Source organism: Nitrogeniibacter mangrovi, assembly GCF_010983895.1.
Lineage (GTDB): Bacteria > Pseudomonadota > Gammaproteobacteria > Burkholderiales > Rhodocyclaceae > Nitrogeniibacter > Nitrogeniibacter mangrovi.
Genome location: NZ_CP048836.1, coordinates 916,627 through 943,167 on the forward strand (window position 1 = coordinate 916,627; position 26,541 = coordinate 943,167).

Sequence of the window (26,541 nt, forward strand, 5' to 3'; positions counted from 1 at the left end):
CCTGTGCCGTTGGCCCCGGATTGTACGTGCTTTGTTGTTGCGGCGCGACCGGGGGTGGAGCGGATTTGCCGATGGGCGAAACGCCGCGTGGGGCGGACGGCTCAGGGCACTTCGGAGCGATGCATGCGTGCCCGGATGCGTGCGGCGTGGGCCGCCAGGCGGGGGCCGAAATGGCGCTCGTAACGGCGCGGATTGGGCAGCATCACGGCGAGTCGGGCCGCCTGCCCGGCGTCGAGCGTGGCGGCGCTCACGCCGTAGTAGTGGCGCGCTGCGGCCTCCGCGCCGAAGATGCCGGCGCCCCATTCGACCACGTTCAGATAGACCTCGAGGATGCGCCGCTTGGACCAGCACGCCTCGATCATCAGGGTGATGATCGCCTCCTGGCCCTTGCGCAGGTAGCTGCGCGCGGGGGTGAGGAACAGGTTCTTGGCCAGCTGCTGGGAGATGGTCGAGCCGCCGGCGACCGCCTTGCCCCGGCGGGCGTTGCGCTCCATGGCGCGCTGGATGCCCTCCCAGTCGAAGCCGTCATGCTCGGTGAAGCGGTCGTCCTCGGCGGCGACCACCGCCTGCTTGAGCTGATGCGAGATGTGTTCGTAGTCCACCCAGGTGTGCTGCAGGCGCGCCTTGGGGTCGTCCTCGCGCAGGGCGCTCAGCTGCAGATCCATGAAGTGCGTGGTCTTGGGGTTGACGTACTGCCACCACAGCACATGGGCGAAGATCCACACCTCGTAGAGCACGCAGGCGGCCACGAGCACCAGCAGGGCGCGTCCGATCCCGCGGCCGATCCCCTTCATCATGACCCTCAGGGCGCTGTCGCGGCCAGTTGCAGCCGCAGCTGGGCGAGGACGGGCGCGCTGTCGGGGCGCACCCCCCGCCACAGGGCGAAACTCTCGGCCGCCTGCTCCACCAGCATGCCGAGGCCGTCGGCGACCCGCGTCGCGCCCCTGGCCCGCGCATGGTTCATGAAGGCGGTGGGCCGGGCGCCGTACATCATGTCGTAGGCCAGCGCGCAGCCGTCGAAGACCGCGTCGGGCAGCGGCGGCACCTCGGCCGAGAGGCTCGCCGAGGTGGCGTTGATGATCACGTCCACCGGCGCCGCCGCCACCGCCTCGAATCCGCAGCCATCGAGCCGGGTGTGCCGGCACAGGGGGTGGAAGCGTTCGGCCAGTGCCTCGGCGCGGGCGGCGGTGCGATTGGCGATGGTCACCTGGCGCGGGCCGGCTGCGAGCAGGGGCAGCAGCACGCCGCGCGAGGCGCCGCCGGCGCCGAGCAGCAGGACGTGCCTGTCGGCCAGCGGGCAGCTCAGATTTTCCTCCAGATCCCGGATCAGCCCGACGCCGTCGGTGTTGTCGCCATGAATGCCGTCGGCCCGGAAGCTGAGGGTGTTGACCGCGCCGGCCGCCTGGGCGCGTTCCGACAGCTGGTCGGCCAGGTCGTAGGCCTCCAGCTTGAAGGGCACGGTCACGTTCATGCCGCGCCCACCGCTGGCGGCAAAGGCGCGCACCGTGTCGGCGAACCCGTGTTCGGGACCGAGGATGGCCTCGTAGGTCATGGCCTGACCGGTCTGACGGGCAAAGGCGGTGTGGATCTGCGGCGACTTGCTGTGGGCGATGGGGTTGCCGATGACGGCGTATCGGTCCATGGGCGGCTCCGGTGACGATGGCGCCATTTTACCGGCTCCGCGCCGTGCTCACTCGGTGCGCACGGAATCGGCGTTGGTGAAGGTCCAGGTGCGCGTGATCTCGATCTCGTCGGTGTCGCGCCGGATGTCCGGCGGGAAGGCGGAGAACGGCGCTGCGAGCTGGACGATGCGTTTGGCCGCTTCGTCCAGCACCGGATGCCCCGAGGAACGGTGGATGTTGATCCGCGCCACCGTGCCGTCGGCGCGGATCACCACCGACATCAGCAGGCTGCCATAGAGCTTGCCGCGCGCCGAGTCGGGGTAGTTGAGGGTGCCGACCCGCTCGATCTTCTGGCGCCAGTCTTCCACGTACTGGGCGAAACGGTACTCGCGGGTGCGCGCGCCAATGAACTTCTTGCGCGGGCGTCGGGCGTATTCGTTCAGATCCTTGTCGATCTTGGCCTCGAGGCGGGCGATGGCCGCCGCGCTGTCGGCCAGATCCACGCCCGACACCTCGCGTGGTTCTTCGGCCGGGGAATCGCTGTTCTTCGGCGCCTGTCGGACGACCTCACGGGTCTTCGCCTCCGCCAGCAGCTTGCGCTGGGCTGCTTCGAGCTTGGCCACCCGGCGCTTGGCCTCGACCAGCTGGTCGCCCTCGCGGCGTTGCTCCTTGGGCGGTAGCGGGGTGCTCGCGGTGACCTTGGCCTCGGTGTTGCCGCCACCGTCCAGGTTGGCCTGGGCGAGCGCCTCGGCCGCTTTCGGCGCGCGTTGATGGCGGGCGTTGACCAGCACCACCTCGAGCCCGCTGTCTTTCTTGAGGTGATCCGCGATGTCGGGAAACCGGAAGTGGATGGCGAGGGCCAGCGCATGCACCAGGATCGAGATGCCCAGCGCCAGCGGCAGGAAGCCGGGCCCGCGCCGCCGCGCACCGGCTGCCGCCTTGCGTGGTGCGGCCGCCTTGGCGCCAGCCGGCTGGCGGGGTGTCTTGGGCGGTGGCGTGCGCGTCATGCCGGCATTCTACTCAGAAGCGGCCTCGTCGAGGGTGGGTTCGGAGAGCACCGAGACGAAGCGCGCGCGCAGGTCTACGTCGAGCAGGTCGCTGTCCTTGATCTCGAGTGCCACATGGGCGCCGGGCACCTGCAGGGGCATGCCGCCGACCTTGAACACGAAGGGCATGTCGTCGATGCGAACGACGTTCTCGCGCAGTACCCGGGCCGTGACCCGGGCGTCGTCGCGCCAGCGCAGCGCGCGGATGCACCAGTAGCGTTCCATGTGGCGCTGGAATTCGGCATAGGCGCTGTAGGCTACGTCGAAGTCGCGCACCACTTCCATCAGTTCCGGCGACTTGGGCGGGAACACCGGTTCGTCCTCCCGCAGCACGCTGATGAGCTGCCACTGGTTGACCAGGTCCACATAGCGGCGCAGCGGCGAGCTCGACCAGGCATAGCAGTCCACCCCGAGGCCCTCATGCGGTGCCGCGGCGGTGGCCATGCGCACCTTGCCGCCACCCTGCACCCGGTAGATGCCGGGAATGCCGGCCTCGTCGAGGCGCTTGCCCCAGGTGGAGTTGGCCACGATCATCAGTTCGGCCACCAGCTTGTCCAGCGGGGCGCCGCGCAGGCGTGGCGTGATGCTCGCCGCGCCGGGGCCGTCGGCGGTGGTCACGTCCCAGTCCACATAGAAGCTGTAGTCGGTCTGGGTCTGATTGGTGGCCGGCTTGCCGCGCCCGGCCTCCATGATGGTGGCCAACTCCCACAGCAGGGTCAGCTCCTGCTTCCACGGGTAGTCGGGGCCACCGTTGACCAGGGTGTGCTCGTTGAAGACCGGTTCCAGATCGTGGTGGCGCAGGTTGGCCTCGACCGGAATGCGTTCGAGCCGGGAGTACTGCTGCGCCACCGACAGGTCCGCGTTCAGCTCCAGATACAGGGACACCGCCGGGCAGGTCCGCCCCGCCTGGAGGGTGAAGGCCTCGACCACGCTGTCGGGCAGCATGGTGATCTTGTTGCCGGGCATGTAGACCGTGGACAGGCGCTGGCGGGCGATGGCATCGAGGGCCGAGCCGCGTTCGAGGCCGAGACCCGGTGCGGCGATGTGGATGCCCACGGTCCAGCCGCCACCGGCCCGCGGGGTCACCGAAAAGGCGTCGTCGATCTCGGTGGTGGTGGCGTCGTCGATGGAGAAGGCGCGCACCGGGGCGATCGGCAGATCGTCCGGCGGCGTCGGCACCGTCACCTCGGGAAAGGCTTCGCCGTCGGGGAAGAAATCGAACAGGAAGCGGCCGTAGTGGAAGTCGTAACTCGACTGCAGCGCCCCGCAGGCGAGCATCAGGTTGGCGGCGCTCAGGCCGCTGTCCACGCACGCCGCCTCCAGCGCCTTGGTCTCGAGGCGGTTGCGGTCCGGCCGATAGAGCAGCTGCGGGACCATGCCCTCGAACTCGGCCGGCAGCCGGTGCGCGAGCAGCTCGTCGCGCATGCGGTCGATGGCCTCGGCCTGCTGGCGCTTCTTCTCCAGCCCGGCCAGGGCGGCCTGGAGAATGTCCGGCGGCGCCTTGCGGAAACGCCCGCGCCCCTTGCGGTGGAAATAGATCGGCGCCGAATGCAGGCGCAGCAGCACCGCCGTGGCTTCGACCGTGCTGGGGGTATGGCCGAAGTACTCGGCGGCGAACTCGGCAAAGCCGAACTCATCGTCACCGCACACTTCCCACAGAAAATCGATGTCCAGGGACTCCGACTCGGCCTCGGCGCGGGGCAGCAGCTCGCCCGCCGCGGGGCTGTCGAACTGGAGCATCACGTGGCTGCGCTTGAGCTTCAGACGCTTGCCGTGGGTGTTCTCCACTTGCAGCGAGGCGTCGTTGTCCACCAGAACGGTGCCGCACTTGAACGCACCGCTCTCTTCAAATAACACGAACATCGGAATGACCGGATGGGAACAGGCCCGACAGTTTAATGGATTCGTCCGCGCCCTTGGGGGTGGCCGAGGGGCCGCTCAGCGTGGCCGGGCGGCCCGTGCCAGGTCGACCGAGTAGATGGCCAAGGCGATCCAGATGAGGACGAAGCCCAGCAGCCGTGGCGCGTCGAAGGTTTCGTGGAAGACAAACACCGCGAGCAGGAAGTTCAGGCTCGGCGCCAGGTATTGCAGAAAACCGACGGTGGCCAGCGGCAGGCGCCGGGCGCCGACGGCGAACAGCATCAGCGGTGTCGCCGTGAGCACGCCGGCCAGCGGCAGCAGGGCCTCGACGGCTCGGTCCCTGCCCCAGAACAGCTCGCCCGCGTGCGCCTGCCACAACAGCCAGCCCAAGGCGATCGGCAGCACCAGCACGGTCTCCACGAACAGCCCGCTGATGGCATCGACCGGCGTGCGCTTGCGCAGCAGGCCGTAGAAGCCGAAGGTCAGCGCCAGGAACAGGGCAATGAATGGCACCTGGCCGACCGCGATCACCCGCCACAGGACGCCGGCCACGGCGATGGCCACCGCCACCCGCTGCCAGGGGCGCAGTCGCTCGCCCAGGAACAGGCGCCCGAGCAGGACGCTGAGCAGCGGATTGATGAAATAGCCGAGGCTGCCCTCGAGTACCCGGTCGTGGGTGACCGCCCACACGAACACCAGCCAGTTGCCGCCGGTGAGCATGGCGGTGACGAACAGGGTGGCCAGCAGGCGGCGATCGGCGAACGCGGCCCGCACCGCCGGCCACTGCCGGCGCAGCACCAGCAGCAGGGCCAGGAACAGCACCGACCAGAGCACCCGGTGGGCCACGATCTGGCTCGCCGGCACCGCGGCGACTGCCTTGAAATAGAGCGGCGCGAGCCCCCAGATGACGAAGGCGAGGGTGGCCGCCACGACCCCGCGGCGGTGGTCGTCAGTCACCGCGCACGGCCGTGGCGATCAGGGTGCGCGCCGGGATGCGATAGCCGTCGGCGGTGGCGAAATCGGCCAAATCCTCCACCACCGCGGCGCGCAGCGCTGCTTGCCGGCCCTCCGGCAGGCGCACGAGCGCCTCCGCCACGCCGCCGGCCAGGGCGAGGAAGGCGTCCCAGTAGGCGTCGGCATTGGCGAAATGGCAGGAAAACTCATGCGGCGTGAGGCGCAGCGATGAGAAGCCGGCGCCGCTCAGCGCCGCTGCGAGCACCTCGGGTTCGCCGAAGCGGAACACCGAGGGGCGAAGCACCCGGGGGGGCGGCAGCAGGCGGGCGAGGCATTGCTGGGCGCGCTCGATGAGCGGCACGCTGCCCGGTGCGCCCCACACCGACAGGGCAATGCGACCACCCGGCCGGAGACTGCGGCGCAGCTCGGCCAGCGCGCGTTCCGGATGCGGGAACACGAACAGCCCGAGGCCGATGGAGACGCCGTCGAACCGGCCGTCGGGCAGGCACAGGTGTTCGGCGTCGGCCGCCGTCCAGTAAATGTTGGGCGCGTCGGTGCGCCCGCGCGCATGGGCGAGCATGCCTTCGGCGATGTCGGTGGCCAGTACCCAGCCGCCCGGGGCAAGTCGGGGCGCCATGGCGCGGGCGAGCAGGCCGGGGCCGCTGGCCACGTCCAGCCAGCATTCACCCGCGGCCGGTGCGGCCGCGTCGACCAGCGCGGCCTGCAGGCTCTCGCGCAGGTGCGCGCCTTCGTCGTAATGGCGGGCGATGCGGTTGAAGCCGGCGCGCTCCATGGCCTTGAAGCGGGTCGGGTCGAAGCCGTCGCTCATGTCTGCGGATCGAGGCCGGCGAAGCGGAGGATGTCCGCGAGGTAGTCGTCCCAGCGCGAGAAGCCGTGGTCGCCGCCTTCGAGCACGGTCTGGCGCGCGCCGGCGTATTTGGCCACCGCGTGACGGTAGTCGAGGACCTCGTCGCCGGTCTCCACCAGCAGCCAGTAGCGCGCCGGGCGGGTGATGCGCGCCACCTCAAGGGCTTCGAGTTCGGCGATGTGGGTCTCGGTGAATTCGAAGGTCTCGCCGGTGTAGAGGTTGGTCTGCGTGCCCACGAACGGCGCCAGGGAAATGTGCGAGAGCACCCCGGGATTGACCAGGATCGCCTTGAGCCCGTGACGCTCGGCCAGCCAGGTGGCGTAGTAGCCGCCCAGCGAGCTGCCGATCAGGGTGGGCGGAGTGTCGCAGCGGGCGATCTGCGCCTCGATCAGGGCGATGGCGGCCTTGGGCGAGACCGGCAGCTGTTCGCACCAGAACTGCGCTGCGAGGCCGCGTTCGGTCATGTAGTCGCGCAGCCGGGTGGCCTTGACCGAGCCGGGCGCGGAGCGAAAACCGTGCAGGTACAGGATCATGGTCGTGATGCGTCAGTCCGCGTGCCAGGTGACCCAGCCCATCTTCCAGGAGATCAGCACGACCAGGCCGAAGACGATGCGATACCAGGCGAAGAGCGCGAAGCTGTGCCCGGAGACGAAGCGCAGGAACGCCTTGACCGCCACCATGGCCGCCAGGAAGGAAGCCACGAAGCCCACCGCGAACACCGGCAGATCGGCCATGTGCAGCAGCGACCAGTTCTTGTACACGTCGTACACCGTGGCCGCGAACATGGTGGGGATGGCGAGGAAGAAGGAGAACTCGGTGGCGGTCTTGCGCGACAGGCCGAAGATCAGGCCGCCCATGATGGTCGAGCCCGAGCGCGAGGTGCCGGGGATCATCGCCAGGGACTGGGCGAAGCCGACCTTGAGTGCATCGGGCCAGCGCATCCGGTCCACCGAGTCGATGCGCGGGTGGTAGGCGCGCTTTTCCAGATACAGGATCAGCACCCCGCCGAGCACCAGCATGGTGGCCACCGTCAGCGGGTTGAACAGGAAGCCCTTGATCGTCTTGTAGAACATCAGCCCGAGCACCGCGGCGGGCAGGAAGGCGATGAACAGATTGAACCAGAAGGCGACGCTGTCCTCTTTCAGATAGCGGGGGAGCGAGCGCCACAGGCCGTTTTCGCGCAATTCCACCTGCGCGTAATGGCGCGTGATGCCCGTGGCGCCGTGCAGGCGCTCGATCAGCCGTGCCCGGTAATCCCAGCACACCGCCAGGATGGCCGCCAGCTGGATCACGATCTTGAACACCTTGCTCTGTGCGTCGGTGTAGTCGAGCAGGTCGCCGAAGATGATCAGGTGACCGGTGGAAGAGACGGGAAGGAACTCGGTGAGTCCTTCGATGATGCCCAGGATCAGGGCTTTGGCGAGCAGCGGGAGGTCCATTCGGTGGCATCGGGAAGCGGCATGAGCGGCCGATTATACCGGCGCGTCATGACGAGCGGCTTGCGTGTTCTCATGGGGGCCATCGGTGCGCCGCCGGACATCCCGTGTTCCCGTGAAAAGGGCCCTGTCGCCCGGCGGGCGAGGTGGCGGGAATGGCGTGTGTGGGCAGGTGAACGGGGGGCCGGCGGCGGTGCTGGTGAATACGCGGTGAGTATGATAAAAGGGTGATTCCAGGCCGGCTGAGCGGCCGTCCGGGACCTGTCACGTTGTTGTTGGAGGAGCCCGGATCGCCCGCCTCCCGTGCCGGCCCCATTTGAAGAGAACGCATGGAAGACGAACCGTCCGATCCGGCCATCGACACGGCCACCGGCCTGCGCTACGCCGGCGGCCGGCCAGCGCTGTACCAGCGCCTGCTGGGGCGCTTCGAGGTGACCCAGCAGGACGTGGTGACGCGGATCGACGCGGCCGTGGGCCGGGGCGACATGGTGGAAGCCTATCGGCTGGCGCACACCCTCAAGAGCGCGGCGGCCACCGTTGGCGCGATGCCTTTGTCCGACGCCGCGCGGGCGCTCGAGGCGGCCTACGCGGCGGGGCGGACGGCGGTGGCCGAGGCGGCGCTCACCGAGCTGCGCGAACGTTTCGACGAGGCCATGCGGGTCATTCGGGCCCGCCTGGGCACGGATCCGGCGCCACCCGGCTGAGCGGCGGATCGTCCGGGCGGTGCGACACCCAGCCGATGACATGCCACTGACGCGGCGTCAGCGGCCACAGTGCATGAGTGGCGCCGGGGCGCCAGCCGAAACTGCCGTGATCCTCGACCCGGCACCGCTGGCCGGCCCACAGGCGGCGCGCCACCGCCGCCGACTGGCTGGCCGGGAGCGCGCGTTCCTCCGCCGAAGGCAGCGCGTGCGGCGCCCGATCGGAGGAAAACACGTCGTGCCAGCTGGCCCAGGCGTGTGCGTCGAACCAGGCCGCATGGCGGGCCTGCCACGATGCCAGGCCCTCGGCGTCGAACACCTGGCCGACCACGTTGCAGAACAGGAAGGCCGCATCGGGATGACGTGCGGCGAGACGGTCGAGTGCCGTGGGGTCGGCAAACACGTCTTCGCGCTCGAAGTGCCAGCGAATGCCCCGGAAACGGTATCGCAGCAAAGCGCGAGCGAGCGGATCCGGTTCGAGTGCGATGTGGGTGGCGAAGCGATGGAGAAAATGCGCGTTGAGCGCATAGCCGGCGGACGGCCCGATCAGCACCAGGGTGCCGGTGCCGGGGCGCCAGCCGTCGAGCCACTCGGCCACCCGGGCGTGAAAGGCACGCCAGTGGCGGCGGCCGTGGCGCCAGGCGCGCCAGTGGTAGGCCAGGCCGCCGCTGGCGTCGTGCCAGCGGTCGCGCAACGCTCCGGCGGGCGGGGGGGTCAGCGCTCGAGGCGGTCCCACCACGCGATGGCGTCCTCGACGGTGCACGCGAGCAGGGTGGTTTCACCGCCGGTGAACTCGGTCCACTCGCCCACGAAACGCTCCGCCACCGTGGTGAGCATCGGGATGCCGGCCATCACCGCGGCGACCATCTCGTCGCGCAGGCCCTCGCCGGCCACTTCCTGGGCGCCGAACTTGTTGAACAGGGCCAGCTCGGCCCCGGCGTCGATGGCCTGACTCACCAGCGCGCTGGCCTCGGCCATGGCGGCCGGGTCGAGGCGGCAGGCGTTCGAGCCCGGGCCGAGGTCCTGCGACATGGGCAGGCGCGTGCCCGAGGGCAGCACCTCCAGTTCCATCCCGCAGGTCTCCTTCGGCCCCAGGTCGTGCTGCAGGGCGCCCACCAGGGGCACGCCCCGGGCGCGCAGGCGCGCGGCGACCTCGACGAGGACGGGCGTCGGATTGGTCTCGAGGTCGTACACGAGGGCGGCAATGGTCTGGGCGGTCATGGCACTGAAGGGGCAAGGCAATCGTGCGCGTATTGTCGCATGAAGCGCGAGCGATGCCCTGAGCCGGATCAATCCGGCGCCGATTCCCCGTGAGTCCGGCCGGGGGCTCCAGGCGCTTCAGGGGATTGGCGCAGCCACCGCAGGGACTGGGTGTAGCCATGGCGGATCTGCCCTTCGTCGTAGCGATGCGCCGTGCCGACCGGACAGGCCAGGCGCGCCAGACAGGTCTCGGCGCAGGACGATCCGGCCCGCAAGCGCCAGTCGACGCAGGCAGGCAGCGAGAAGGTCTCGCCCGCCATGGCGCCGGCCGGGCAGGCGCTGCGGCACGGTTGGGCGCTGCAGTCGGCGCATGGCGAACGCGGTTGCCGCGGCGGTGTCGGTGGCAGGGCGGTGTCGGCCAGCACGGCCACCCGATAGGCGAACCAGGTGCCCCAGTCCGGCTGGATGCCGACCATGAACGGACTCGGGTGGTGCCAGCCGAACAGCGCCCCCAGCGATTGCAGCCCCACCGGGCTGTCGCCCGGATAGAGCCAGTGGCGGGATGCGCCGCCGGCTTGCGCGGCCAGCCAGCGCGCCACCGCCGCGCGGCTGAAATCGTCGATGGGGTGCTCGGACGCGGGCCGCGCCGCTTGCACCGCGCGCCACAGCGTCGGTCCGGCGTTGCCGATCAGGATCAGCTGCGCATGGGCCGCACCGTCGTCGCGGCGCGGCAGCCGGGTGTGCACCTCGGCCGGCAGCGAGGCCACGTCGATGACGCCGTGAAGGTTCAGGCCGACGCGGACGAGGGCGTCGAAGGCGTTGGCGCTCAACCGGCCGCCTCCAGCGCCGTCATCGCCGCGGTCAGATCCTCGGCGGTGGTCGGCCGGACCACGCGGGCGATCTCCGTGCCGCGACACAGGAACACCAGCGTCGGCCAGTGCTTGACGCCGAAACTGCGCCCCAGGCGGCGGCCCGCGGCGTCCTCGATGCGCAGGTGGCGCACGCCCGGGTGGGCGGCCATGAGGGCGTCCACCAGCGGCCGGGCGCGGTCGCAATGGCCGCACCAGTTGGTGCCGAAATCGAGCACCACGGGGCCGTCCATGGCGTCGATGCGCGCGCGATCCGGCGCGTCGGGCTGGTAGTTCTGGGACATGGCGGGATGCTCAGGCAGACGAGGCGGACATTCTCGCACGCCGGCCGCAGCGGTTTCACGGGTAGAGCGATGGCAGCCCGGTTTGCGCGGCGCTCATGGCGGGTGGCGCCGGCAGCCGGTCCAGGGCCTTTGCCAGCGCGGCACCCTGCCAGGGGCCGCCGCCAAAGCAGGCGCGGTCGAGTTCGCGCAGGTGGGCGTGCAGCGCTGCGTCGTCGGTCTCGCGCATCAGGGCCGCCAGGCCGCCCGACGCGGCGGCATCGCCACGGACCGCGCCGTGCCAGGCGAGCAGGTGGCGTCGTGCCGCCGCCGCGTCGTTGGCGGCGCACGCGCGGCGGAAGGCCTGACGGGCTTCGGCCGCCGCCGGACGGTGTTCGATTGGCGGCGGGGTCGGCGCGTTGCCGGCGCGCGGCCGACGCCGTGCGCGCCACGCCCACAGCGCCAGGGTCGCCAGCCACAGCGCCGCGAGGGCGAATGCCGATACGCGCCATCGGTCGGTGTTGCCGGCAGGTGCCGGCACCGGCGGCGTCGATGCGTGGGGCGGGGCCGCCTGGGCGGCAGGCGTGGGTGTCGCGGCCCGGCGCGCGGGGGGCGGCGGCGCCGGTGCGCCTGCGGCGGCGGGCAGCACGGTCAGCGTGCGTGCCGGCAGCGTCGCGTCGCGCGGCGCATCGGCGGCGGTGTCCCACCAGGGGACGTGGACCGCCGGCAGCGTCACCGTGCCGGCGTGGTCGGCGATGAAGGCGATGGCCTGGCGGCGGGTGCCCACCACCTGGTCGCCCTGCACGGCGGTGTCCTGCTGCGCCTGGTCGGGATAGGCCTTGACGCCATCGGGCGGGGTCATGCGGGCGCCCGGATCGGGCAGCTGGGCGGCGGTCAGCCCTTCGGCACGGAGGGTGACATGACGCGTGATCGGGTCGCCCACGTGCACCGGTCCGCTGCCCGGCGCCCAGGTTTCGCTCAGGGTGAGCGATCTGGCGGGCAGCCAGTCCGTACCGGTGGCCGCAGCCGGCCGCGGGCGCACCTCGAGGCTGATCGGGTCGCCGTGCAGGCGCATCGGCCGGGTGGCGACCATGCCGGCGAACGGGTTGCGGCCGAACAGGTTGCCGAAGCCCGGCGGCGCGCCCGCCAAGGGGCCACGGCTGTCGGCCACCTGGGCGTCGAGCACCGGGCCGGCCAGCTGCAGCGTGCCGCTCTTCTGCGGGAACAGCAGGTAGGTCCGGGTCACCACCTGGTAGCTGCGGCCACCGCGCTCGATGCGGTTCTGCTGGTCGTCGCCGATGCGCTGCACCAGCACGTCGGTGGCGGCGGGCAGCGACAGGCTCGCCTGATAGAGCGGTTCGGCCGCGTACAGGCGCACCGTGAGCCGGGTGGCCGCCTGCACATAGGGCCGTGCCGGGCTCAGGGTCGATTCGATGAACACCGCGCCCGCGCTCGCGCCGCCCGGCGTGCTGCCCTGGGTTGGGGCCGCGCCCGCGCCCCCCACGGTGAGTTGCAGCGGCGGCGTGTGTTCGCCACCCCAGGCGAGCGGCGGGAGGGTGAGCTGCCCCGCGTGGGTGGGCGACAGGGTGACGGTCACGCGCCGGGTGCTCGACATGCTGCCGTTGACGATCTGCACGCTGGAGGTGCTGCCGGTGCCGAGGATGTCGAAATCCGCTTTCAGCGGCGACAGGTCCGGATCGTCCCCGCCGCTGCCGTCGCGCTGGAGTATCAGCCGCACCGTGTCGCCGGCGGCGATGCGGTCGTGGTCGAGCCAGGCGTCGACCGCGGCGCGGGCGGGCACGGCCCCGAGCAGCACGGCACAGGTGGCGAACATGGCGAACAGGAGCCGGCGGAGCCTCATTGGGAGTCCCCCTGGTGTTTCATCAGGTATTCGATCATGAACTTGCGCCGCAACAGCCCGCCCGGATCCTCCGGAATGCGCCGCAGCCACTGCTCCAGCGCGAGCTGGCGTTCGCTCGGTGGCCGGGGAGGCGCCGCCGCCGCGGGGGCATGCGCGCCGCGGTCGTTCGGTTGCGCGGCCGCGGGCGGCTGCGGGGCGTTCACGGCATGGCGGGCGTCGGCTTCGGCGCGGGTCCGGGCGTCGGCCGTGTCATGGGCAGGGGCATCCTTGCCCGGTGTCGAAGGCGGTGACTTCGCGCGCGCGGCGCCCTGGTCGTGGGCCTGGCGCGGGGGGGCCGTGGCCGGGTTCGGCGTGTCGTGTGCGCCGCGCTGCCCCGTGCCCGCCTGCGGCGGTGGTGTGCCGGCGTTGCCGTTCTGGCCCGCCTTGCCGTCCGTGTGCCGATGCGTGCTGCCCGACTTCGATGGCGGCGGTGGGGGCTGCTGTTTCAGCGCCTTGGCCACGAGGTCGCGGTTGTGGCGGGCGTCGGTCTCTTTCGGGTCCTTGGCCAGCGCCGCGTCGTAGGCGGCCAGTGCGCCTTTCAGGTCGCCGGCGCGGGCCAGGGCGTTGCCCCGGTTGTAGTGCGCCTCGGCGTCGTCGAAGGCGGCGAAGCCCTTGGCGGCCGCCGTGTAGTCGCCGGCCTTCAGCTGCGCGAAGGCGCGCCAGCGCGGGTTGCTGAAGCGGGCCGCGGCGCCGGCGGCGTCGCCATCCTGCAGCTGCCGGGCGGCGCGCTGGTCGGCGTTGTGCCACAGGGCGGCGAAGCCGTCGCCCGCATGGGCGGGCGCGATGGCGGCCAGCAGCAGCCCGATGGCGGTCCACAGCGCGCGCGTCACAACCACCCCCGGCGCGCCGTCAGCGCGGTGGCGATCAGCAGCAGCGGCAGCAGCCACACCCCGGCCTCGCGCCAGCGATCGACGCTCACCGCCTCGGCGCGCTGGGCGTCTCCTGCGGCGGCGCTGGCCTTGAGTGTCGCGATCAGTCCGGGCAGGGCGTCGAGCCGGGTCAGGCGGCCGCCGCCGGCGCTCGCCAGGCGCTGCATCGCGTCGGCGCCGGCCGCCTGTGCGGCGGTGACGGCCACGACCTGCACGGTGGCGCCGTGCCGGTGCAGGCGGCCGGCGGCGGTGAAGGCGGCCGAGGGGTCGGCGAAGCCGTCGGTCAGCACCACTACCTGGCCGTGGCGTGCGCCCGCCTGCGCCAGCAGGGAGGCGGCGCGGTCGAGCGCGGGGGCGAGGGCATCGTCATGGGCGGGCATCAGGTCCGGCGACAGGGGCGGCAACAGGGCCTTCACGGTGGCCGTGTCGCGGGTGAGCGGGGTCACCGTGTAGGCGCCGCCGCCGAACACCACCAGCGCTACCCGACCGTCGCCGGCCGCATCGAGCAGATCGTCGATGGCGAAACGCGCCCGGCTGACCCGGTCGGGCGCCACATCGTGCGCTGTCATGGACGGGGACAGATCGAGCACCGCCACCCAGGCGGCCGGGCGGACGAAGGCGGGGCTGTGCTCGCGTTGCCAGGTGGGACCGGCCAGGGCGAGCACGGCGACGGTCCACAGCAGCGCCAGCAGGGCCCATGGCGAGCGCGCGGCGGGCGCGGCGGTGTCCAGGCGCAGGGCGTCGAGCAGGGCCGGGTCGATGAGGCCGCGCCAGGCCCCGTCGCGGCCTCGCCGCCGCCCCAGCCAGGCGGCCAGGCCGAGCAGCAGCGGCAGGGCCAGCAGCCAGGCCGGGCGCAGGAAGTGGAAGGCGCCGAACCCGCTCATGCGCCGCGCCTCGCCCAGGCCAGCGCCAGCGGGATGCTCAGCACCAGGGCCGCGGCCAGCGGCCAGTCGTAGTACTCGGTCGCCGGGCGGTACCACTGGTCGCGTCCGGCGGCCGGTTCGAGGGCGTCGATGCGCGCATACACCTGGCGCAGCGCGGCGGCGTCGGTGGCGCGGAAATACGCGCCGCCGGTGGCCTCGGCGATGGCCTTGAGGGTGGCTTCGTCCAGATCGCTCCGGGAGCCGCCGAACAGGCCGAAGAAGCCGCGCTCGGGCGCGCCGCCGACGCCGATGGTGTAGATCTTCAGGCCCGCGTCGGCGGCATGGCGCGCGGCCTGCACCGGCGGCATCACGCCGGCGGTGTTGCGTCCGTCGGTGAGCAGGATCAGCACCGTGTCGCCCTTGTGCGCGCCGCGCGGATCGTCGCGCAGGCGCTTGAGGGCGAGGCCGATGGCGTCACCCAGGGCGGTCTGCGGGCCGGCCTCGCCGACCACCGCCTGGTCGAGGAATTCGCGCACCGTGGCCAGATCGGGGGTGAGCGGCGCCTGAAGATACGGGCGGGTGCCGAACAGGATCAGGCCGACGCGATCGCCATGGCGCCGGGCGATGAAGCGGCCGGCCACCTGTTGCACCACCTGCAGGCGATCGAGCGATCCGGCCATGTCGCGGGTCTGCATCGAGCCGGACACGTCGATGGCCATCAGCACGCGTCGCCCGGTGGTGGGCACCGGCTGCGGGTCGCCCAGCCACTGCGGGCGGACGGCGGCCGCCACCAGCAGCAGCCACAGCACGCCGAACAGGGCGAGGGCGCGGCGTGCGCCGCGGCGGCCATCCTCGGCGCCCGTCGGCGCGAGCGCGGCGACGAAGGGCAGGAACAGGGCGACGGCGCCGGTGGCCGCCGGTGGCGCGACGCGGCGCACGAGCCAGGGCAGGGGCAGGAGCAGGGCCATCCACGGCCAGGCGATGTGGATCATGACGGACGCCCCTCGTGGCGGCGGGCACGCCCGCGCAGGAAGCCGCGCGTGCCGGCCAGCCAGCGTGGATCAGTGTCGGGGCCACTGCCGCCCCAGGCACGGCGCATCAGGGTGTCGCCGGCCTCGCCGTCCAGGGGGGCGCCGCCGTGTGCCGCGAGGAAGGCCAGCCATGCCGGGCCGGTGAGGCCGGCGATGGCCTCGCGACCGAAGCGGGCGATGGCGTAGCGGCGCAGCAGCTGCGCGAGGGCACGTGCCAGCGCGGTGCCGTCGAGGTTCTCGGCCTCGATGCGGCGCAGTTCGGCCAGCGCCTGGCGGCGCAGACGGCGTGCCGGATGGCGCCACCCGCGCCACAGGGCGACGACCAGGAGCAGCAACAGGATCGCGAGCGCGATCCAGCCGGGCGCCGGCGGCCACGCGCTGACCGGCGGCGGGGCGTGGGCGGGGGCCAGCTGCGCCAGCCAGTCGGGGGTCACGCCGCCCATGCCGGCGCCCTCAGCAGCGGTGGCAATGCGGTCTCGACCGCATCGGCGGTCATCAGCCGGGTGAGCGGCAGGGCGAAGCGCCTCGCCAGGGTGGTCAGGCGCTGCTCACGCGCGGCCCAGGCGGCCTGCCAGCGCGCCCGGCTGCGGTCGCCGTCGAGCGTCCACAGGCGCCCGGGCAGGCCGACGCGGAAGCGCCCGGCGGGCAGGCCGTCGATCTCCAGCGGGTCGGCCACCTGCAGCAGCCAGCATTCGTGGCGTGCGGCCAGCGCCGCGAACAGGGGCTCACTGTCGGCGTCGAGGCCGGCGAAGTCGCTCAACACCAGGATCAGGCTGCCCGGTGGCACCACGCCGGGCAGCGAGCCGAGCAGGCGGTTGAGGCCCCCCGGGTCGGGCGGGCCGGGCGCGCGCGGCTGGGCGGCCACCAGGGCGTCGAACACCGGCAGCACCCCGGCTTCGCGGGCACGCGGGCGCAACAGGCGGGGCGCGGCACCGCCGATGGCGGCGCCCAGGCGGTCGCCGCCGCCCACCGCGACCCAGCCGCACAGGGCGGCGGCGCGCAGCAGCAGCGTGGACTTGAGCTGGCGCCGGCTGCCGAAGAACAGGCCGGGATGCAGGTCGGCCACCAGCCACACCGGGCGTTCGCGTTCCTCGCGGAACAGCTTGGTGTGCGCACGGCCGCGCCGGGCGGTGACGCGCCAGTCGATGCTGCGCACGTCGTCGCCGGGGGCGTAGGGGCGCACTTCCTCGAATTCCAGCCCGAGGCCGCGATGGGCGCTATGGTGGCTGCCGGCCAGCTGCGCCAGCGCAGGGCGCCGGGCGTGCAGGTCGAGGCCGTGGGCCGCGCCGCGCAGGGCGACCAGGTCGTCGAGTTCGGCGAGGATCATCGGCCGGCTGCCCGCGTCACGGCGCCGGCACCTGGCGCAGCAGTTCGTCGATACAGGCCTGGGCGCCGATGCCGCGCGCCTGGGCGCCGTAGTCGAGCAGCAGGCGATGGCGCAGCACGTCGGGGGCGATGCTCTGGACGTCGTCGGGGGTGACGAAGTCGCGCCCGTCCAGCCAGGCCAGGGCGCGGGCGCCGCGCTCCATGGCGATGGCCGCGCGCGGGCTGGCCCCCCAGCGCAGCCACTCGGCGAGCTGGGCGCTGTAGGGCTCGGGGCGGCGGGTGGCCTCGACGAGGGCGGCGATGTACTCGGCCACCGGCTCGGCCAGGGTCAGCGCCAGCACCTCGCGGCGGGCGGCGAACACCGTCTCCTGCGCCAGGCGCCGGGGCGGCGGTGGCAGCTCGCGCGCGTCGCGCGCCTCGGTGCGGGCCAGCGCCATGATGCGCAGGGTGGTGGCGCGGTCGGGGTAGTCCACCCGGGTGTGCAGCATGAAGCGGTCGAGCTGGGCCTCGGGCAGCGGGTAGGTGCCTTCCTGCTCGATGGGGTTCTGGGTGGCCATCACCAGGAACAGCCGGGGCAGCGCATGGCTGGCGGCGCCGACGCTGATCTGGTGCTCGGCCATGGCCTCGAGCAGCGCCGACTGCACCTTGGCCGGGGCGCGGTTGATCTCGTCGGCGAGGATGAGGTTGTGGAACAGGGGGCCGCGCTGGAAGCGGAAGGCGCCCTCTTCGGGGCGGAAGATCTCCGAGCCGGTGAGGTCGGCCGGCAGCATGTCGGGGGTGAACTGCACCCGCTGGAAATCCACCTCCAGGCCGTGGGCAAGCGCCTTGACCGCGCGCGTCTTGGCGAGCCCGGGCGGGCCTTCGACCAGCAGGTGGCCGTCGGCGAGCAGCGCCACCAGGAGGCGCTCGACCAGCGCCGCCTGGCCGAGCACCTGTTCGCTCAGATAGCCGCGCAGATCGAGGAAGGCCTGGCGGGCGGGGCTGGCCGTCTCGGTCGGCGGCATGAGGGTCGCTTCCATCAGTTGTGGCTCCGGTGGGTGGGCGCCTGGGCCAGCGGTGCCGGCGTGGCGTGGTCGGGCGCGCCGGGCTCGGCTGGCGCAGGGGCGGCGTCGGCCACCACCAGGGTGTCGGCCGCGGCGGCTTCGAGCAGCGGGCGGGCGCTCCAGGCCTGCAGCTGCACATACCAGGGGTGACGCGAGGACTTGAGCACGTAGGTGTTGCCCTTGGCCGGCTTGGACAGGGTCCAGGTGACCGGCGCGCCGTCCTTGTGCTTGAGCGTGACGGTCAGGGCCGGCGTGTCCTGCTGCCACGCGGGCTGGGCGGTGGTGCCCAGGACGGTGTCCGCCTTGAGCCCGGCCAGGGTGCTCGCCAGGGTGGCGGCGTGGTCGGCGTCGAGATGCTTGCCCGCCGGGGTGTCGGCCAGGGTCCAGGTGGCGTCCTTGCCGGTGCCCTTGCGCAGGGTGAGCGGGGCCTTGCCGGCGGCGGTCAGGTCGATCTCGGTGGCCCCTTGCGCATCGGCGTCGAGCAGGCTGGCGTCCAGCCAGGCGCCGGCGTCGGTGGGCAGGTCGAAGGTGGCCAGATCCACCGCATAGACCGCATCGTCGCCGGCGCTGCGGGCATCGGCCTTGCGCAGGCCGGGCGAGCTGCCCAGGTAGATCGTCGCCACCGGCTTGCCGCCGGCACTGGCGACCAGACGTCGCTCGTAGTGGTCCTTGGCGACCTTGAAGCGCTCGGGCGCATCGGCGCTGGTGGCCACCGGGAAGCCGCGCCGGAGCGTGCCGAGCCGGTCGAGCAGGTGCTTCACCTTGCCGGCGTCGGCCGGGGCATCGAAGTGGCCGGGCAGCACCCATTGGCCCTTGGCCCTGGCCAGTTCGATGCGGGTGTCGGCCTTGGGCTTGTCGGGCGCGACCGGGCCGTCGACCACGAGATGGTCGACGCCGTCGAGGCGGGCGGCCACCAGCGGGGTGTCGGGCGTTTTCGGCGACAGCCGGTCGTGGCGCAGATCCAGGGCGAGGGCGGCGGCCAGTTGCACGCCGAGGACGACGGCGAGGACGGGAATCCAGCGGTTCATCGTTCAGACCTCCTGCAGGAGCCGGGCATGGCGGCGCGCGGCCCCATGGCGGCGACGGTTGTTGAGTAGCCACACCAGCGCGAGGCCGCCGAGGGCGAAGCCGTAGTTGGCGTATTCCCACATCGCCTGGGCGTCGCGCGGCAGGGGCGCCAGGGTGCGGGCGAACTGGCCGCGGCTGCGGATGGCGAGCAGGCCCTGGTCCTCAAGCGACCAGTCGACCAGGTTCTGGGCGAACTGGGCCGGCTTGAGGTTGGCACTGCCCAGGGCCTGGCCGATGAACTCGGTGGCACGGTCGGAGAACAGGGCGCTGGAGCCGATCAGGATCAGCCGGGCGGAACGCGGCGAGTGATCGATGACCCGGCCGATGGGCGTCGGCGGCGCAGGCGTCTTCGCGTCCGTGCCGGCCTTGGCATCCGGCTTGGCGTCGGCCGCGGCCTTGAGCAGCGGCGAGGGCTGGCCCTTGAAGGCCGAGTCGAAGCGGCCTTCGAGCATCACCGCGAGCGGATGCGCGCCGCGCGCGCCGGTGGGGGCGAAGCCGAGCTCCGGATGGGCCTGGTAGTCGGGGATCAGGTTCGGCTGCGTCGACACCCAGCTGCCGGCAGACGACGAGAGCAGGGTGGTGAGCTTGCGGTCCTGGTTCTTGGCCGCGTCGATGCGGATCGGCGCCGCCCACGGCACCTGGATGTCGCCCAGGCTGGCGGTGACCGGGCTGTCGGCGTCGAGCCCGCGGCCGCGCACGTCCACGATGTACGGGTAGGCCGCGAGCTGGATCTCGCGCACCGACATGCCGTTGCCGATGGGGCGCTCTACCGGGACCGGCAGGGCGCCGCTCTGCGGGTCGAGCACCAGCCCCTTGCCCAGATGCAGGCCGTAGCCGGCCAGCCAGTCTTCCAGGCCGCTGTCGACCGGATGGCCGTCGATGCTGCGACCCAGCTCGACCTCGGTGGGCGAGGTGGCCACCACCACGCTGCCGCCCTGCATCAGGAACTGGTCGATGGCGAAACGCTGGGCCTCGTCCAGGTGGCGCGGGTCGAGCACCATCAGCATGTCGGCCTCGGCCGGCACCTGGCCATGGTCGAGCGTCGTGTCCAGCCAGCGCACCGACTGGCCCATGGCGGCGCGCAGGGTGCGGAAGCCGGGCCCGTGTGCGCCCATGGTCTGGGGTGGCGGCGGGGGCGGCGTGTAGACCGCCACGGTCTTGAGGAAGCCCGGCGAGAAGCGCTTGACCGCCGCCTCCAGCGTGCGCTCGAAGGCCTCGGGCTTGAGGGTGTCGGGCAGGGGCAGCGGCTCGGTCTGGTGGCCGTCGGAGAGGGTCAGGTGGAACCAGAACGGCTTGGGATCGAGCAGGCCGGTGACCAGCGGGCGGAAGCCGAGTTCGTCACCCAGCTTGCGTGCCAGTGCCGGGTCGGCGCCGGGGTCGTCGAAGCTGACCGTGAGCTTGTCGCCGGCCTGCTTGCGCAGCTTGGCCAGGGCCTGGTCGAGCGCCTTGCGGGCCGTGGCCAGCTCGGGCGGCAGGGCGGCGTCGGGCGAGAGATGGCCGGTGAAGTGCAGCGGTCTGGACAGGGTGGCGAAGGGGCTGCCGCCGCCCTGGTAGCTCAGCAACACCTTGCGGATGGCGCGGGTGATGTCGTACTCGGGGTTCTTGAGCGCCACCTTGAAGTCCCCCTCGGAGCGCATCTTCACGTCGATCAGGTCGCGGAAGCCGAGCACCTTGTACTGGTCGCCGTAGCTGACCAGTACGTCGAAGTAGGAATTGACCACGGAGGCCTTGTACTTGCTCGAGACCTGGAAGGGCACCGGGCGGATGTCGTAGCGGCTGGCGGCCTCTTCCTCGAGCTTCGGATCGTCATGCGGGTCGACGAACTCCACCCGCACCTTGTCGCCGCCGGCGGCGGCGTACTCCTCGAGCAGGTCGCGCAGCTGCGGCACCAGCGGGGCGAGCAGCGGATGGGTGGCGGCGCTGAAGTAGCCGCGGATCAGCAGCGGTTCGCGCAGGTCCTTCAGGTAGCCGCGGGTGGCCTCGGAGAGGGTGTAGCGGTGGTCGGCCGTCAGGTCGGCACGCACGCCGCCGATCTGGTCCAGCCACAGGTTGGCGCCCAGGACGTTGGCCACCAGCAGCGCCGCGATCCATTGCCAGGCGCGGTGGGCCGGGCGCGGGCTGTTGTGGGCCCAGCGCATCTTTTCCACCGCCAGGCGGTTGAGCACCAGGAAGGCGACGGTGATGGACAGGTAGTAGTAGAGGTCGCGCAGATCGAGCACGCCGCGCGTGATCGAGTCGAAGCGCGAGCCGGCACCCAGCGCGCGCAGCAGGTCGCCCACGCGCTGGCCGGCCAGATCGGTGAGCGCGGGTGCGCCGATGAGGAAGAACGCCCCGGCGACGAGCACGGTGACGATCAGGCTGACGATCTGGTTGTCGGTGCGCGAGGACACCCACAGCCCGATCGCCACATAGGCCGCGGCCAGCGCCAGCGCGGCCACGTAGCCGCCGACGACCGGGCCCCAGTCGAGCGGGCCGAGGACGGACACCGTCAGCGGCAGCGGCAGGGTCAGGGCGAGGGCGATGGCCACCAGCGCCATGGCGCCGAGGAACTTGCCCAGCACCAGGTCGGTGGGCGAGACCGGCGCGGTGAGCAGCAGCTCCACCGTGCCGGCGCGCCGCTCTTCGGCCCAGGCGCGCATGGTGAGCGCGGCGACGAGGAAGATCAGCAGCACCGGCATCCACTGGAACAGCGGACGCACGTCGGCCAGGTTGCGGGCGAAGAAGGTGTCCACCCAGAAGAACACGAACAGGGTCACGGCGAGGAAGGCGCCGAGAAACAGGAACGCGGCGGGCGAGGCGAAAAAGCCGGCCAGCTCCTTGCGGGCGACGGTACGGGCGTTACGCAGCATGACGCACCTCCGTGTCGGCGACGGGCGTCTCGGTGCGGTTGACCTCGGCGAACACGGTCTCCAGGTCGCGCCGCTCGGGGGTGAGCGCATGCAGGCCGAAGCCGGCCGCGTGCACCGCCGCGCTCACCGCCGGGGCGGCCGTCTCGGGCACGTCGAGCGCGTAGCGCCAGCGGCCGTCGAGGGCGGCGTCGAGGCGCATCCCGCGCACCCCGGGCACCGCCGTCAGCACCGGCCGGGCGCTGGCCTCGTCGCGATCGAGGGTCACCAGCAGGCGTGCGCCGCGCTGCAGGTCGTCGAGGCGCGCATCGGCCACCTTGCGCCCGCGCTTCATGATCACCACCCGCTCGCACACCGCCTCCACCTCCTGGAGGATGTGGGTGGACACGATCACCGTGGCATGGGCCGACAGCTCGCGGATCAGCTCGCGCATGTGCAGGATCTGGGTGGGATCGAGGCCGTTGGTGGGCTCGTCGAGGATCACGATCTCGGGGGCATGCAGGATCGCCTGGGCCACGCCGACCCGCTGGCGGTAGCCGCGCGAGAGGGTCTGGATCGGCGCGGTGGCCTTCTCTTTCAGCGCCGTGCGGCGGATCGCGGTGGCCACCGCCACGCGGCGCTGCGCCTCGGGCACGCCGTGCAGCGCGGCCTGGTATTCGAGAAACTCGATCACGGTCAGGTCCGGCCACACCGGGCAGTTCTCCGGCAGGTAGCCGATGCGCGCCTGGATCGCCGCGGTGTCGCGGCCGATCTCGAGCTCGCCGACGCGGAGGGTGCCGGCGGTCGGTTCGAGCGCGCCGGTGAGCATCTTCATCACGGTGGTCTTGCCGGCGCCGTTGTGGCCCAACAGGCCGACGACTTCGCCAGCGCCGATGCTGAAGCTCACGTCGTCCACGGCGAGCAGATCGCCATAGCGACGGGTGAGGTGGTTCATCTCGATCATTGCTGTCCCTTGCGGAAAAAAGTGCTCTGACCCGTCGCGAAGGCGGCCAGGGATGGCCGGCGCGATGGGCTTCGGAACGTGGCGACGCTCAGGGGCGCGTCACGGCGCAAGCGGGATCAGCGAAGGGGCGGCGGGGTGGACCGCAAGGGGAGGAAGTGGCCCAGGAGGCAGGACGCGCTGGATTCTTGTTCGCAGGCTGGCATGACCTTCTTTTCGTCTGCTCGGCGGCTTTGGATGGATGAATCGAAGCAATCGCCGGCGTGCCGCGACGGCAAAAACCATGGGGGGCACGGCGCGCGCCGGTGATCTGTTAACAAGCGCGTTACGTCAAAAGTTCCAGATGAAATATTTTGAAAAGAACTGATGAGCGACGGGCGCCGTGCGCCTTTGATGCGAAATGGGCGGCGCGTCGGGAATATGTCCGAATGCTTATGTTGTGGGGTGTCGGCGCTCGCGTTCGGCCCGCTGGCCGATCGCTTGCGTAACAGGGTGCCCCGCGTCAAGGGGTGCGGCGCGCTCGGGAACTTTTCTCCCCGCCCGCTCTTCCCATTCTTGTCATGAGCGCATCGCTGTCCGCGTCCCCGCGGGCACGGCGCCTTTCATGGTCGCAACACCACAGCAGCAGGACTCCGGATGGCAGGCAGCCCCCTGATCCGCGTTGCATGGCGATGCCTGCGACCTGATGGATCCAGCCGGGTTCGGTGGCCTCGAGATCACACGCGTTCGGCAGCGGGCGCTGGACGACGCGAAGGGAGCGATACCATGAACAGAACCCGAAACGCGGCGGGCCGGCTCGTCAGGTTGCTCTGCGTCGGCACCATGGCGGTGGCGGGCGCGCAAGCGGCGCAGGCGGACGACATCCGCATCAGGATGCTGGATACCTCCGCGTCCGGACCCTTGGCCTTCCAGCCCGGCTTCGTGAAAGCCAAGGTCGGCGACACGGTCATCTTCGAACCCACACCCAACGGCGGGCACAGCTCGGTGTCCCTGCTCGTGCCGCCCGGCGCGCACGCGTGGTCGGGCGAGGCGGATACGGCACTGCGGGTCAAACTGGAGGCGGAAGGGGTGTACCTCTACGCCTGTGCGGCGCACGAGCGCATGGGCATGGTCGGTGTCATCCAGGTCGGCACGCCGGTCAATCTGGCGGCAGCCCAGGCGATGGCGAAGAAGACGTCCGCGACATTCGTCATGAACAAGGACCGCTTCACCCAGGCGCTCGCGCAGGTCAAATAGCCCGCTCCCCGGGGGGCTGCCTCAGAGGATCGGAGCCGGTGCGCCCGTGATCCAGCCGACGGCCGCCGATACCGCATAGGCGGCGCCCAGGGCGCAGAAGAACACCAGCAGGCCGCGCGTGGGGCCGCGGGGCAGGCCCATGTCCTCGAAGGTGCGCTTGAGGTAGAAGCTGGCGGCGAAGAAGGCGACGGTGGACAGGACGAAGGCAAGCATTTGAGCGATCCGGGGCAACGCGCCGGCGGGCGCACCAGTGAACAGGGTCCATGGTGCGCCCGCCGGTGCCGGATTTCAAAATGCCGGGCCGGCGCCGTTGCGCCGTTCGCTCACAGTTTTCGATAGATTTCGGCACCGGTCTTGACGAACTCGACGGCCTTCTCCTCCATGCCCCTGGAGAGGGCCTCGGACTCGCCGATGCCCTGCTTGGCGGCGAAGTCGCGCACCTCCTGGGTGATCTTCATGGAGCAGAAGTGCGGCCCGCACATGGAGCAGAAGTGGGCGACCTTGGCGCTCTCCTTGGGCAGGGTCTCGTCATGGAACTCGCGCGCCTTGTCCGGATCGAGGCCCAGGTTGAACTGATCCTCCCAGCGGAACTCGTAACGCGCCTTGCTGAGCGCGTTGTCGCGGATCTGCGCCCCCGGATGGCCCTTGGCCAGATCCGCCGCATGGGCCGCCAGCTTGTAGGTGATGATCCCTTCCTTCACATCATCCTTGTCCGGCAGGCCCAGGTGCTCCTTCGGGGTCACGTAGCACAGCATCGCGGTGCCGTACCAGCCGATGTTGGCCGCGCCGATGCCGCTGGTGATGTGATCGTAGCCCGGGGCGATGTCGGTGGTCAGCGGGCCCAGGGTGTAGAAGGGCGCCTCCTTGCAGTATTCGAGCTGCAGATCCATGTTCTCCTTGATCAGGTGCATGGGCACATGACCCGGCCCCTCGATCATCACCTGCACATCATGCTTCCAGGCGATGTCGGTCAGCTCCCCGAGGGTGCGCAGCTCGCCGAGCTGGGCCTCGTCGTTGGCATCGTAGATCGAGCCCGGACGCAGCCCATCGCCTAGCGAGAAGGCCACGTCATAGGCCTTCATGATCTCGCAGATCTCCTCGAAGTGGGTGTAGAGGAAACTCTCCTGGTGATGGGCCAGGCACCACTTGGCCATGATCGACCCGCCGCGCGAGACGATGCCGGTCATGCGGTTGGCCGTCAGCGGCACATAGCGCAGCAGCACGCCCGCGTGGATGGTGAAGTAATCCACGCCTTGCTCGGCCTGCTCGATGAGCGTGTCGCGGAACATGGCCCAGGTCAGCTCTTCCGCCTTCCCATCGACCTTCTCCAGCGCCTGATAGATGGGCACGGTGCCGATGGGCACGGGCGAATTGCGGATGATCCACTCGCGGGTCTCGTGGATGTTCTTGCCCGTGGACAGATCCATCACCGTATCGCCCCCCCAGCGGATCGCCCAGGTCATCTTGTCCACTTCCTCCGAAATGGACGAACCCAGGGCGGAGTTGCCGATGTTGGCGTTGATCTTCACCAGGAAGTTGCGGCCGATGATCATCGGCTCCGACTCGGGGTGGTTGATGTTGTTGGGGATGATGGCGCGCCCGCGGGCCACTTCGTCGCGCACGAACTCGGGGGTGATCTCGGCCGGAATGGAGGCGCCGAAGCTGTGGCCCGGATGCTGGCGGGTGAGCAGCTTGGCCATCTTGTCGCCGACCGGCCCGGTGCCTTGCAGCGATTCCAGATAGGCGGCCCGGTTCATGTTCTCGCGAATGGCGATGAACTCCATCTCCGGGGTGACGATCCCCTGACGGGCGTAGTGCATCTGGGTGACGTTGGCGCCGGCCTTGGCGCGGCGCGGCGTGCGGTGCAGGCCGGGGAAGCGCAGCTCGTCCAGGGCGGTATCGGCGGCACGGGCGCGACCGAACTCGGAACTCAAGTCAGAAAGGACTTCAGTGTCGCCGCGCTCTTCGATCCAGCCGGCACGCAACGCGGGCAGGCCGGAGCGGATGTCGATCTTCGCCGCCGGGTCGGTGTAGGGGCCGGAGCAGTCGTAGACGAAGATCGGCGGGTTCTTCTCGCCGCCAAAACCCGTGGGGGTGTCGGCCTGGGAGATCTGGCGCATGGGCACGCGCACGTCCGGGCGCGAGCCTTCGACATGGATCTTGCGCGAGTTGGGCAGCGGCGCAATGGCCGCTGCGTCCACATGCGCTTCGGTGGCGAGGAATTTTTCGGTGGCGTTCATCTGGGGGCTCCTGTCTCAGAACGGTGGGCCAATGCATATGCCCTCTGCGGGGCGTCGTCCCGAACCGGGTGCAAGTTCCAGGCCATGGTGTGTGCCGTGCGGCGACAGGGGGCGGACCGTGGCATGTCGCGTCGGCGTTGCCGCGGCCGCGCACCTGTGGGCCGGGCGTCCTGCCGTGCCCAGGCCAGCGGGCAGCGGCGGGGGCGTGTCCATCATGCGTGCCGGACGGGGTGAGAAACACCGCCTGATTCCCTGAGACAGCGACACAGCTGTCGCAGCCGGACGTGTCCGGAATAAACATCTGTCTCACCCAAATTACTGGAAAAAAAAGGAAAACCACGTTCTGGCGCGGCTTTCAGGGGC

Annotated in this window: 26 protein-coding genes; 2 read left to right on the forward strand and 24 right to left on the reverse strand. The window is 71.2% G+C overall.

Annotated elements, in window-relative coordinates; translation table 11 throughout:
• Positions 1–101: 101 nt before the first annotated feature.
• From mtgA to G3580_RS04235, 8 genes are all read right to left on the reverse strand, one after another.
• Complete coding sequence (mtgA, locus tag G3580_RS04200) at positions 102–794, reverse strand: monofunctional biosynthetic peptidoglycan transglycosylase (protein WP_173768586.1); 693 nt, start codon at positions 792–794, stop codon at positions 102–104.
• 8 nt (positions 795–802) lie between these two features.
• The gene (gene aroE, locus G3580_RS04205) at positions 803–1,642 is read right to left on the reverse strand and encodes a shikimate dehydrogenase (protein ID WP_173764076.1); all 840 of its coding nucleotides are present in this window, start codon (positions 1,640–1,642) and stop codon (positions 803–805) included.
• Positions 1,643–1,690: 48 nt separating this feature from the next.
• The gene (locus G3580_RS04210; RefSeq protein WP_173764077.1) at positions 1,691–2,629 is read right to left on the reverse strand and encodes an energy transducer TonB; all 939 of its coding nucleotides are present in this window, start codon (positions 2,627–2,629) and stop codon (positions 1,691–1,693) included.
• A 9-nt stretch (positions 2,630–2,638) separates the two neighbouring features.
• On the reverse strand, positions 2,639–4,531 hold the full coding sequence (locus tag G3580_RS04215; protein WP_173764078.1) for a ribonuclease catalytic domain-containing protein: 1,893 nt from the start codon (positions 4,529–4,531) through the stop codon (positions 2,639–2,641).
• A 75-nt stretch (positions 4,532–4,606) separates the two neighbouring features.
• The gene (gene rarD / locus G3580_RS04220) at positions 4,607–5,485 is read right to left on the reverse strand and encodes an EamA family transporter RarD (protein WP_173764079.1); all 879 of its coding nucleotides are present in this window, start codon (positions 5,483–5,485) and stop codon (positions 4,607–4,609) included.
• Positions 5,478–6,311, reverse strand: a complete 834-nt coding sequence (locus tag G3580_RS04225) for a methyltransferase domain-containing protein (RefSeq protein WP_173764080.1) — start codon at positions 6,309–6,311, stop codon at positions 5,478–5,480. Before G3580_RS04225 ends, rarD begins: the two co-directional genes overlap by 8 nt.
• Entirely contained in the window at positions 6,308–6,883 is a 576-nt protein-coding gene (locus G3580_RS04230) for a YqiA/YcfP family alpha/beta fold hydrolase (RefSeq protein ID WP_173764081.1), read from the reverse strand. Before G3580_RS04230 ends, G3580_RS04225 begins: the two co-directional genes overlap by 4 nt.
• 12 nt (positions 6,884–6,895) lie before the next feature.
• Positions 6,896–7,789, reverse strand: a complete 894-nt coding sequence (locus tag G3580_RS04235; protein ID WP_173764082.1) for an undecaprenyl-diphosphate phosphatase — start codon at positions 7,787–7,789, stop codon at positions 6,896–6,898.
• A gap of 326 nt (positions 7,790–8,115) precedes the next feature.
• On the opposite strand from G3580_RS04235, the gene G3580_RS04240 reads away from it, so the two are divergent.
• Positions 8,116–8,490, forward strand: a complete 375-nt coding sequence (locus G3580_RS04240; protein WP_173764083.1) for an Hpt domain-containing protein — start codon at positions 8,116–8,118, stop codon at positions 8,488–8,490.
• On the opposite strand, the gene G3580_RS04245 is transcribed toward G3580_RS04240, so the two are convergent.
• The 14 genes from G3580_RS04245 to G3580_RS04310 all read right to left on the reverse strand — a co-directional run bounded on the left by G3580_RS04245 (position 8,447) and on the right by G3580_RS04310 (position 22,705).
• Entirely contained in the window at positions 8,447–9,223 is a 777-nt protein-coding gene (locus G3580_RS04245; RefSeq protein WP_173764084.1) for a hypothetical protein, read from the reverse strand. The two genes, G3580_RS04240 and G3580_RS04245, sit on opposite strands and share 44 nt — an antisense overlap.
• Positions 9,202–9,708: a DUF2478 domain-containing protein gene (locus G3580_RS04250; protein ID WP_173764085.1), complete on the reverse strand. Its 507-nt coding sequence runs from the start codon at positions 9,706–9,708 to the stop codon at positions 9,202–9,204. The genes G3580_RS04245 and G3580_RS04250 overlap by 22 nt, the downstream gene beginning before the upstream one ends.
• Before the next feature lie 68 nt (positions 9,709–9,776).
• Positions 9,777–10,517 carry a hypothetical protein gene (locus tag G3580_RS04255; RefSeq protein WP_173764086.1) on the reverse strand — a complete coding sequence of 247 codons (741 nt, stop codon included), beginning with the start codon at positions 10,515–10,517 and terminating at the stop codon, positions 9,777–9,779.
• Positions 10,514–10,840 (reverse strand): thioredoxin family protein, encoded by a 327-nt coding sequence (locus G3580_RS04260; protein WP_173764087.1) that lies wholly within the window; start codon positions 10,838–10,840, stop codon positions 10,514–10,516. Before G3580_RS04260 ends, G3580_RS04255 begins: the two co-directional genes overlap by 4 nt.
• A 55-nt stretch (positions 10,841–10,895) precedes the next feature.
• The gene (locus tag G3580_RS04265) at positions 10,896–12,677 is read right to left on the reverse strand and encodes a BatD family protein (RefSeq protein ID WP_173764088.1); all 1,782 of its coding nucleotides are present in this window, start codon (positions 12,675–12,677) and stop codon (positions 10,896–10,898) included.
• Entirely contained in the window at positions 12,674–13,552 is an 879-nt protein-coding gene (locus G3580_RS04270; protein ID WP_173764089.1) for a tetratricopeptide repeat protein, read from the reverse strand. The genes G3580_RS04265 and G3580_RS04270 overlap by 4 nt, the downstream gene beginning before the upstream one ends.
• Positions 13,543–14,469: a vWA domain-containing protein gene (locus tag G3580_RS04275; RefSeq protein WP_173764090.1), complete on the reverse strand. Its 927-nt coding sequence runs from the start codon at positions 14,467–14,469 to the stop codon at positions 13,543–13,545. The genes G3580_RS04270 and G3580_RS04275 overlap by 10 nt, the downstream gene beginning before the upstream one ends.
• Positions 14,466–15,440: a VWA domain-containing protein gene (locus G3580_RS04280; RefSeq protein WP_173764091.1), complete on the reverse strand. Its 975-nt coding sequence runs from the start codon at positions 15,438–15,440 to the stop codon at positions 14,466–14,468. Before G3580_RS04280 ends, G3580_RS04275 begins: the two co-directional genes overlap by 4 nt.
• Positions 15,437–15,922 (reverse strand): DUF4381 domain-containing protein, encoded by a 486-nt coding sequence (locus G3580_RS04285; RefSeq protein ID WP_173764092.1) that lies wholly within the window; start codon positions 15,920–15,922, stop codon positions 15,437–15,439. The genes G3580_RS04280 and G3580_RS04285 overlap by 4 nt, the downstream gene beginning before the upstream one ends.
• Positions 15,910–16,806, reverse strand: a complete 897-nt coding sequence (locus G3580_RS04290; protein ID WP_173764093.1) for a DUF58 domain-containing protein — start codon at positions 16,804–16,806, stop codon at positions 15,910–15,912. Before G3580_RS04290 ends, G3580_RS04285 begins: the two co-directional genes overlap by 13 nt.
• A gap of 16 nt (positions 16,807–16,822) precedes the next feature.
• On the reverse strand, positions 16,823–17,824 hold the full coding sequence (locus G3580_RS04295; protein ID WP_173764094.1) for an AAA family ATPase: 1,002 nt from the start codon (positions 17,822–17,824) through the stop codon (positions 16,823–16,825).
• Positions 17,824–18,876: a DUF4340 domain-containing protein gene (locus G3580_RS04300; RefSeq protein ID WP_173764095.1), complete on the reverse strand. Its 1,053-nt coding sequence runs from the start codon at positions 18,874–18,876 to the stop codon at positions 17,824–17,826. The genes G3580_RS04295 and G3580_RS04300 overlap by 1 nt, the downstream gene beginning before the upstream one ends.
• Positions 18,877–18,879: 3 nt before the next feature.
• Entirely contained in the window at positions 18,880–21,765 is a 2,886-nt protein-coding gene (locus G3580_RS04305) for a Gldg family protein (RefSeq protein WP_173764096.1), read from the reverse strand.
• Entirely contained in the window at positions 21,755–22,705 is a 951-nt protein-coding gene (locus G3580_RS04310) for an ABC transporter ATP-binding protein (protein ID WP_173764097.1), read from the reverse strand. The genes G3580_RS04305 and G3580_RS04310 overlap by 11 nt, the downstream gene beginning before the upstream one ends.
• 762 nt (positions 22,706–23,467) lie before the next feature.
• Between G3580_RS04310 and G3580_RS04315 the strand changes: the two genes are divergently transcribed.
• Positions 23,468–23,938: a plastocyanin/azurin family copper-binding protein gene (locus G3580_RS04315; RefSeq protein ID WP_173764098.1), complete on the forward strand. Its 471-nt coding sequence runs from the start codon at positions 23,468–23,470 to the stop codon at positions 23,936–23,938.
• Between the two features lie 21 nt (positions 23,939–23,959).
• Here the strand turns inward: G3580_RS04315 and G3580_RS04320 are convergent, their stop codons facing one another.
• On the reverse strand, positions 23,960–24,151 hold the full coding sequence (locus G3580_RS04320; protein WP_173764099.1) for a hypothetical protein: 192 nt from the start codon (positions 24,149–24,151) through the stop codon (positions 23,960–23,962).
• Between the two features lie 110 nt (positions 24,152–24,261).
• Entirely contained in the window at positions 24,262–26,178 is a 1,917-nt protein-coding gene (gene thiC, locus G3580_RS04325; protein ID WP_173764100.1) for a phosphomethylpyrimidine synthase ThiC, read from the reverse strand.
• Positions 26,179–26,541 lie beyond the last annotated feature (363 nt).

What these genes read in the sequence shown, in the direction of transcription:
- mtgA (WP_173768586.1), bottom strand. Translation starts at nt 794, where the DNA reads ATGAAGGGGATCGGCCGCGGGATCGGACGCGCCCTGCTGGTGCTCGTG.
- aroE (WP_173764076.1), bottom strand. Translation starts at nt 1,642, where the DNA reads ATGGACCGATACGCCGTCATCGGCAACCCCATCGCCCACAGCAAGTCG.
- G3580_RS04210 (WP_173764077.1), bottom strand. Translation starts at nt 2,629, where the DNA reads ATGACGCGCACGCCACCGCCCAAGACACCCCGCCAGCCGGCTGGCGCC.
- G3580_RS04215 (WP_173764078.1), bottom strand. Translation starts at nt 4,531, where the DNA reads ATGTTCGTGTTATTTGAAGAGAGCGGTGCGTTCAAGTGCGGCACCGTT.
- G3580_RS04225 (WP_173764080.1), bottom strand. Translation starts at nt 6,311, where the DNA reads ATGAGCGACGGCTTCGACCCGACCCGCTTCAAGGCCATGGAGCGCGCC.
- G3580_RS04230 (WP_173764081.1), bottom strand. Translation starts at nt 6,883, where the DNA reads ATGATCCTGTACCTGCACGGTTTTCGCTCCGCGCCCGGCTCGGTCAAG.
- G3580_RS04235 (WP_173764082.1), bottom strand. Translation starts at nt 7,789, where the DNA reads ATGGACCTCCCGCTGCTCGCCAAAGCCCTGATCCTGGGCATCATCGAA.
- G3580_RS04240 (WP_173764083.1), top strand. Translation starts at nt 8,116, where the DNA reads ATGGAAGACGAACCGTCCGATCCGGCCATCGACACGGCCACCGGCCTG.
- G3580_RS04250 (WP_173764085.1), bottom strand. Translation starts at nt 9,708, where the DNA reads ATGACCGCCCAGACCATTGCCGCCCTCGTGTACGACCTCGAGACCAAT.
- G3580_RS04260 (WP_173764087.1), bottom strand. Translation starts at nt 10,840, where the DNA reads ATGTCCCAGAACTACCAGCCCGACGCGCCGGATCGCGCGCGCATCGAC.
- G3580_RS04265 (WP_173764088.1), bottom strand. Translation starts at nt 12,677, where the DNA reads ATGAGGCTCCGCCGGCTCCTGTTCGCCATGTTCGCCACCTGTGCCGTG.
- G3580_RS04275 (WP_173764090.1), bottom strand. Translation starts at nt 14,469, where the DNA reads ATGAGCGGGTTCGGCGCCTTCCACTTCCTGCGCCCGGCCTGGCTGCTG.
- G3580_RS04280 (WP_173764091.1), bottom strand. Translation starts at nt 15,440, where the DNA reads ATGATCCACATCGCCTGGCCGTGGATGGCCCTGCTCCTGCCCCTGCCC.
- G3580_RS04285 (WP_173764092.1), bottom strand. Translation starts at nt 15,922, where the DNA reads ATGGGCGGCGTGACCCCCGACTGGCTGGCGCAGCTGGCCCCCGCCCAC.
- G3580_RS04290 (WP_173764093.1), bottom strand. Translation starts at nt 16,806, where the DNA reads ATGATCCTCGCCGAACTCGACGACCTGGTCGCCCTGCGCGGCGCGGCC.
- G3580_RS04295 (WP_173764094.1), bottom strand. Translation starts at nt 17,824, where the DNA reads ATGGAAGCGACCCTCATGCCGCCGACCGAGACGGCCAGCCCCGCCCGC.
- G3580_RS04300 (WP_173764095.1), bottom strand. Translation starts at nt 18,876, where the DNA reads ATGAACCGCTGGATTCCCGTCCTCGCCGTCGTCCTCGGCGTGCAACTG.
- G3580_RS04305 (WP_173764096.1), bottom strand. Translation starts at nt 21,765, where the DNA reads ATGCTGCGTAACGCCCGTACCGTCGCCCGCAAGGAGCTGGCCGGCTTT.
- G3580_RS04310 (WP_173764097.1), bottom strand. Translation starts at nt 22,705, where the DNA reads ATGATCGAGATGAACCACCTCACCCGTCGCTATGGCGATCTGCTCGCC.
- G3580_RS04315 (WP_173764098.1), top strand. Translation starts at nt 23,468, where the DNA reads ATGAACAGAACCCGAAACGCGGCGGGCCGGCTCGTCAGGTTGCTCTGC.
- G3580_RS04320 (WP_173764099.1), bottom strand. Translation starts at nt 24,151, where the DNA reads ATGCTTGCCTTCGTCCTGTCCACCGTCGCCTTCTTCGCCGCCAGCTTC.
- thiC (WP_173764100.1), bottom strand. Translation starts at nt 26,178, where the DNA reads ATGAACGCCACCGAAAAATTCCTCGCCACCGAAGCGCATGTGGACGCA.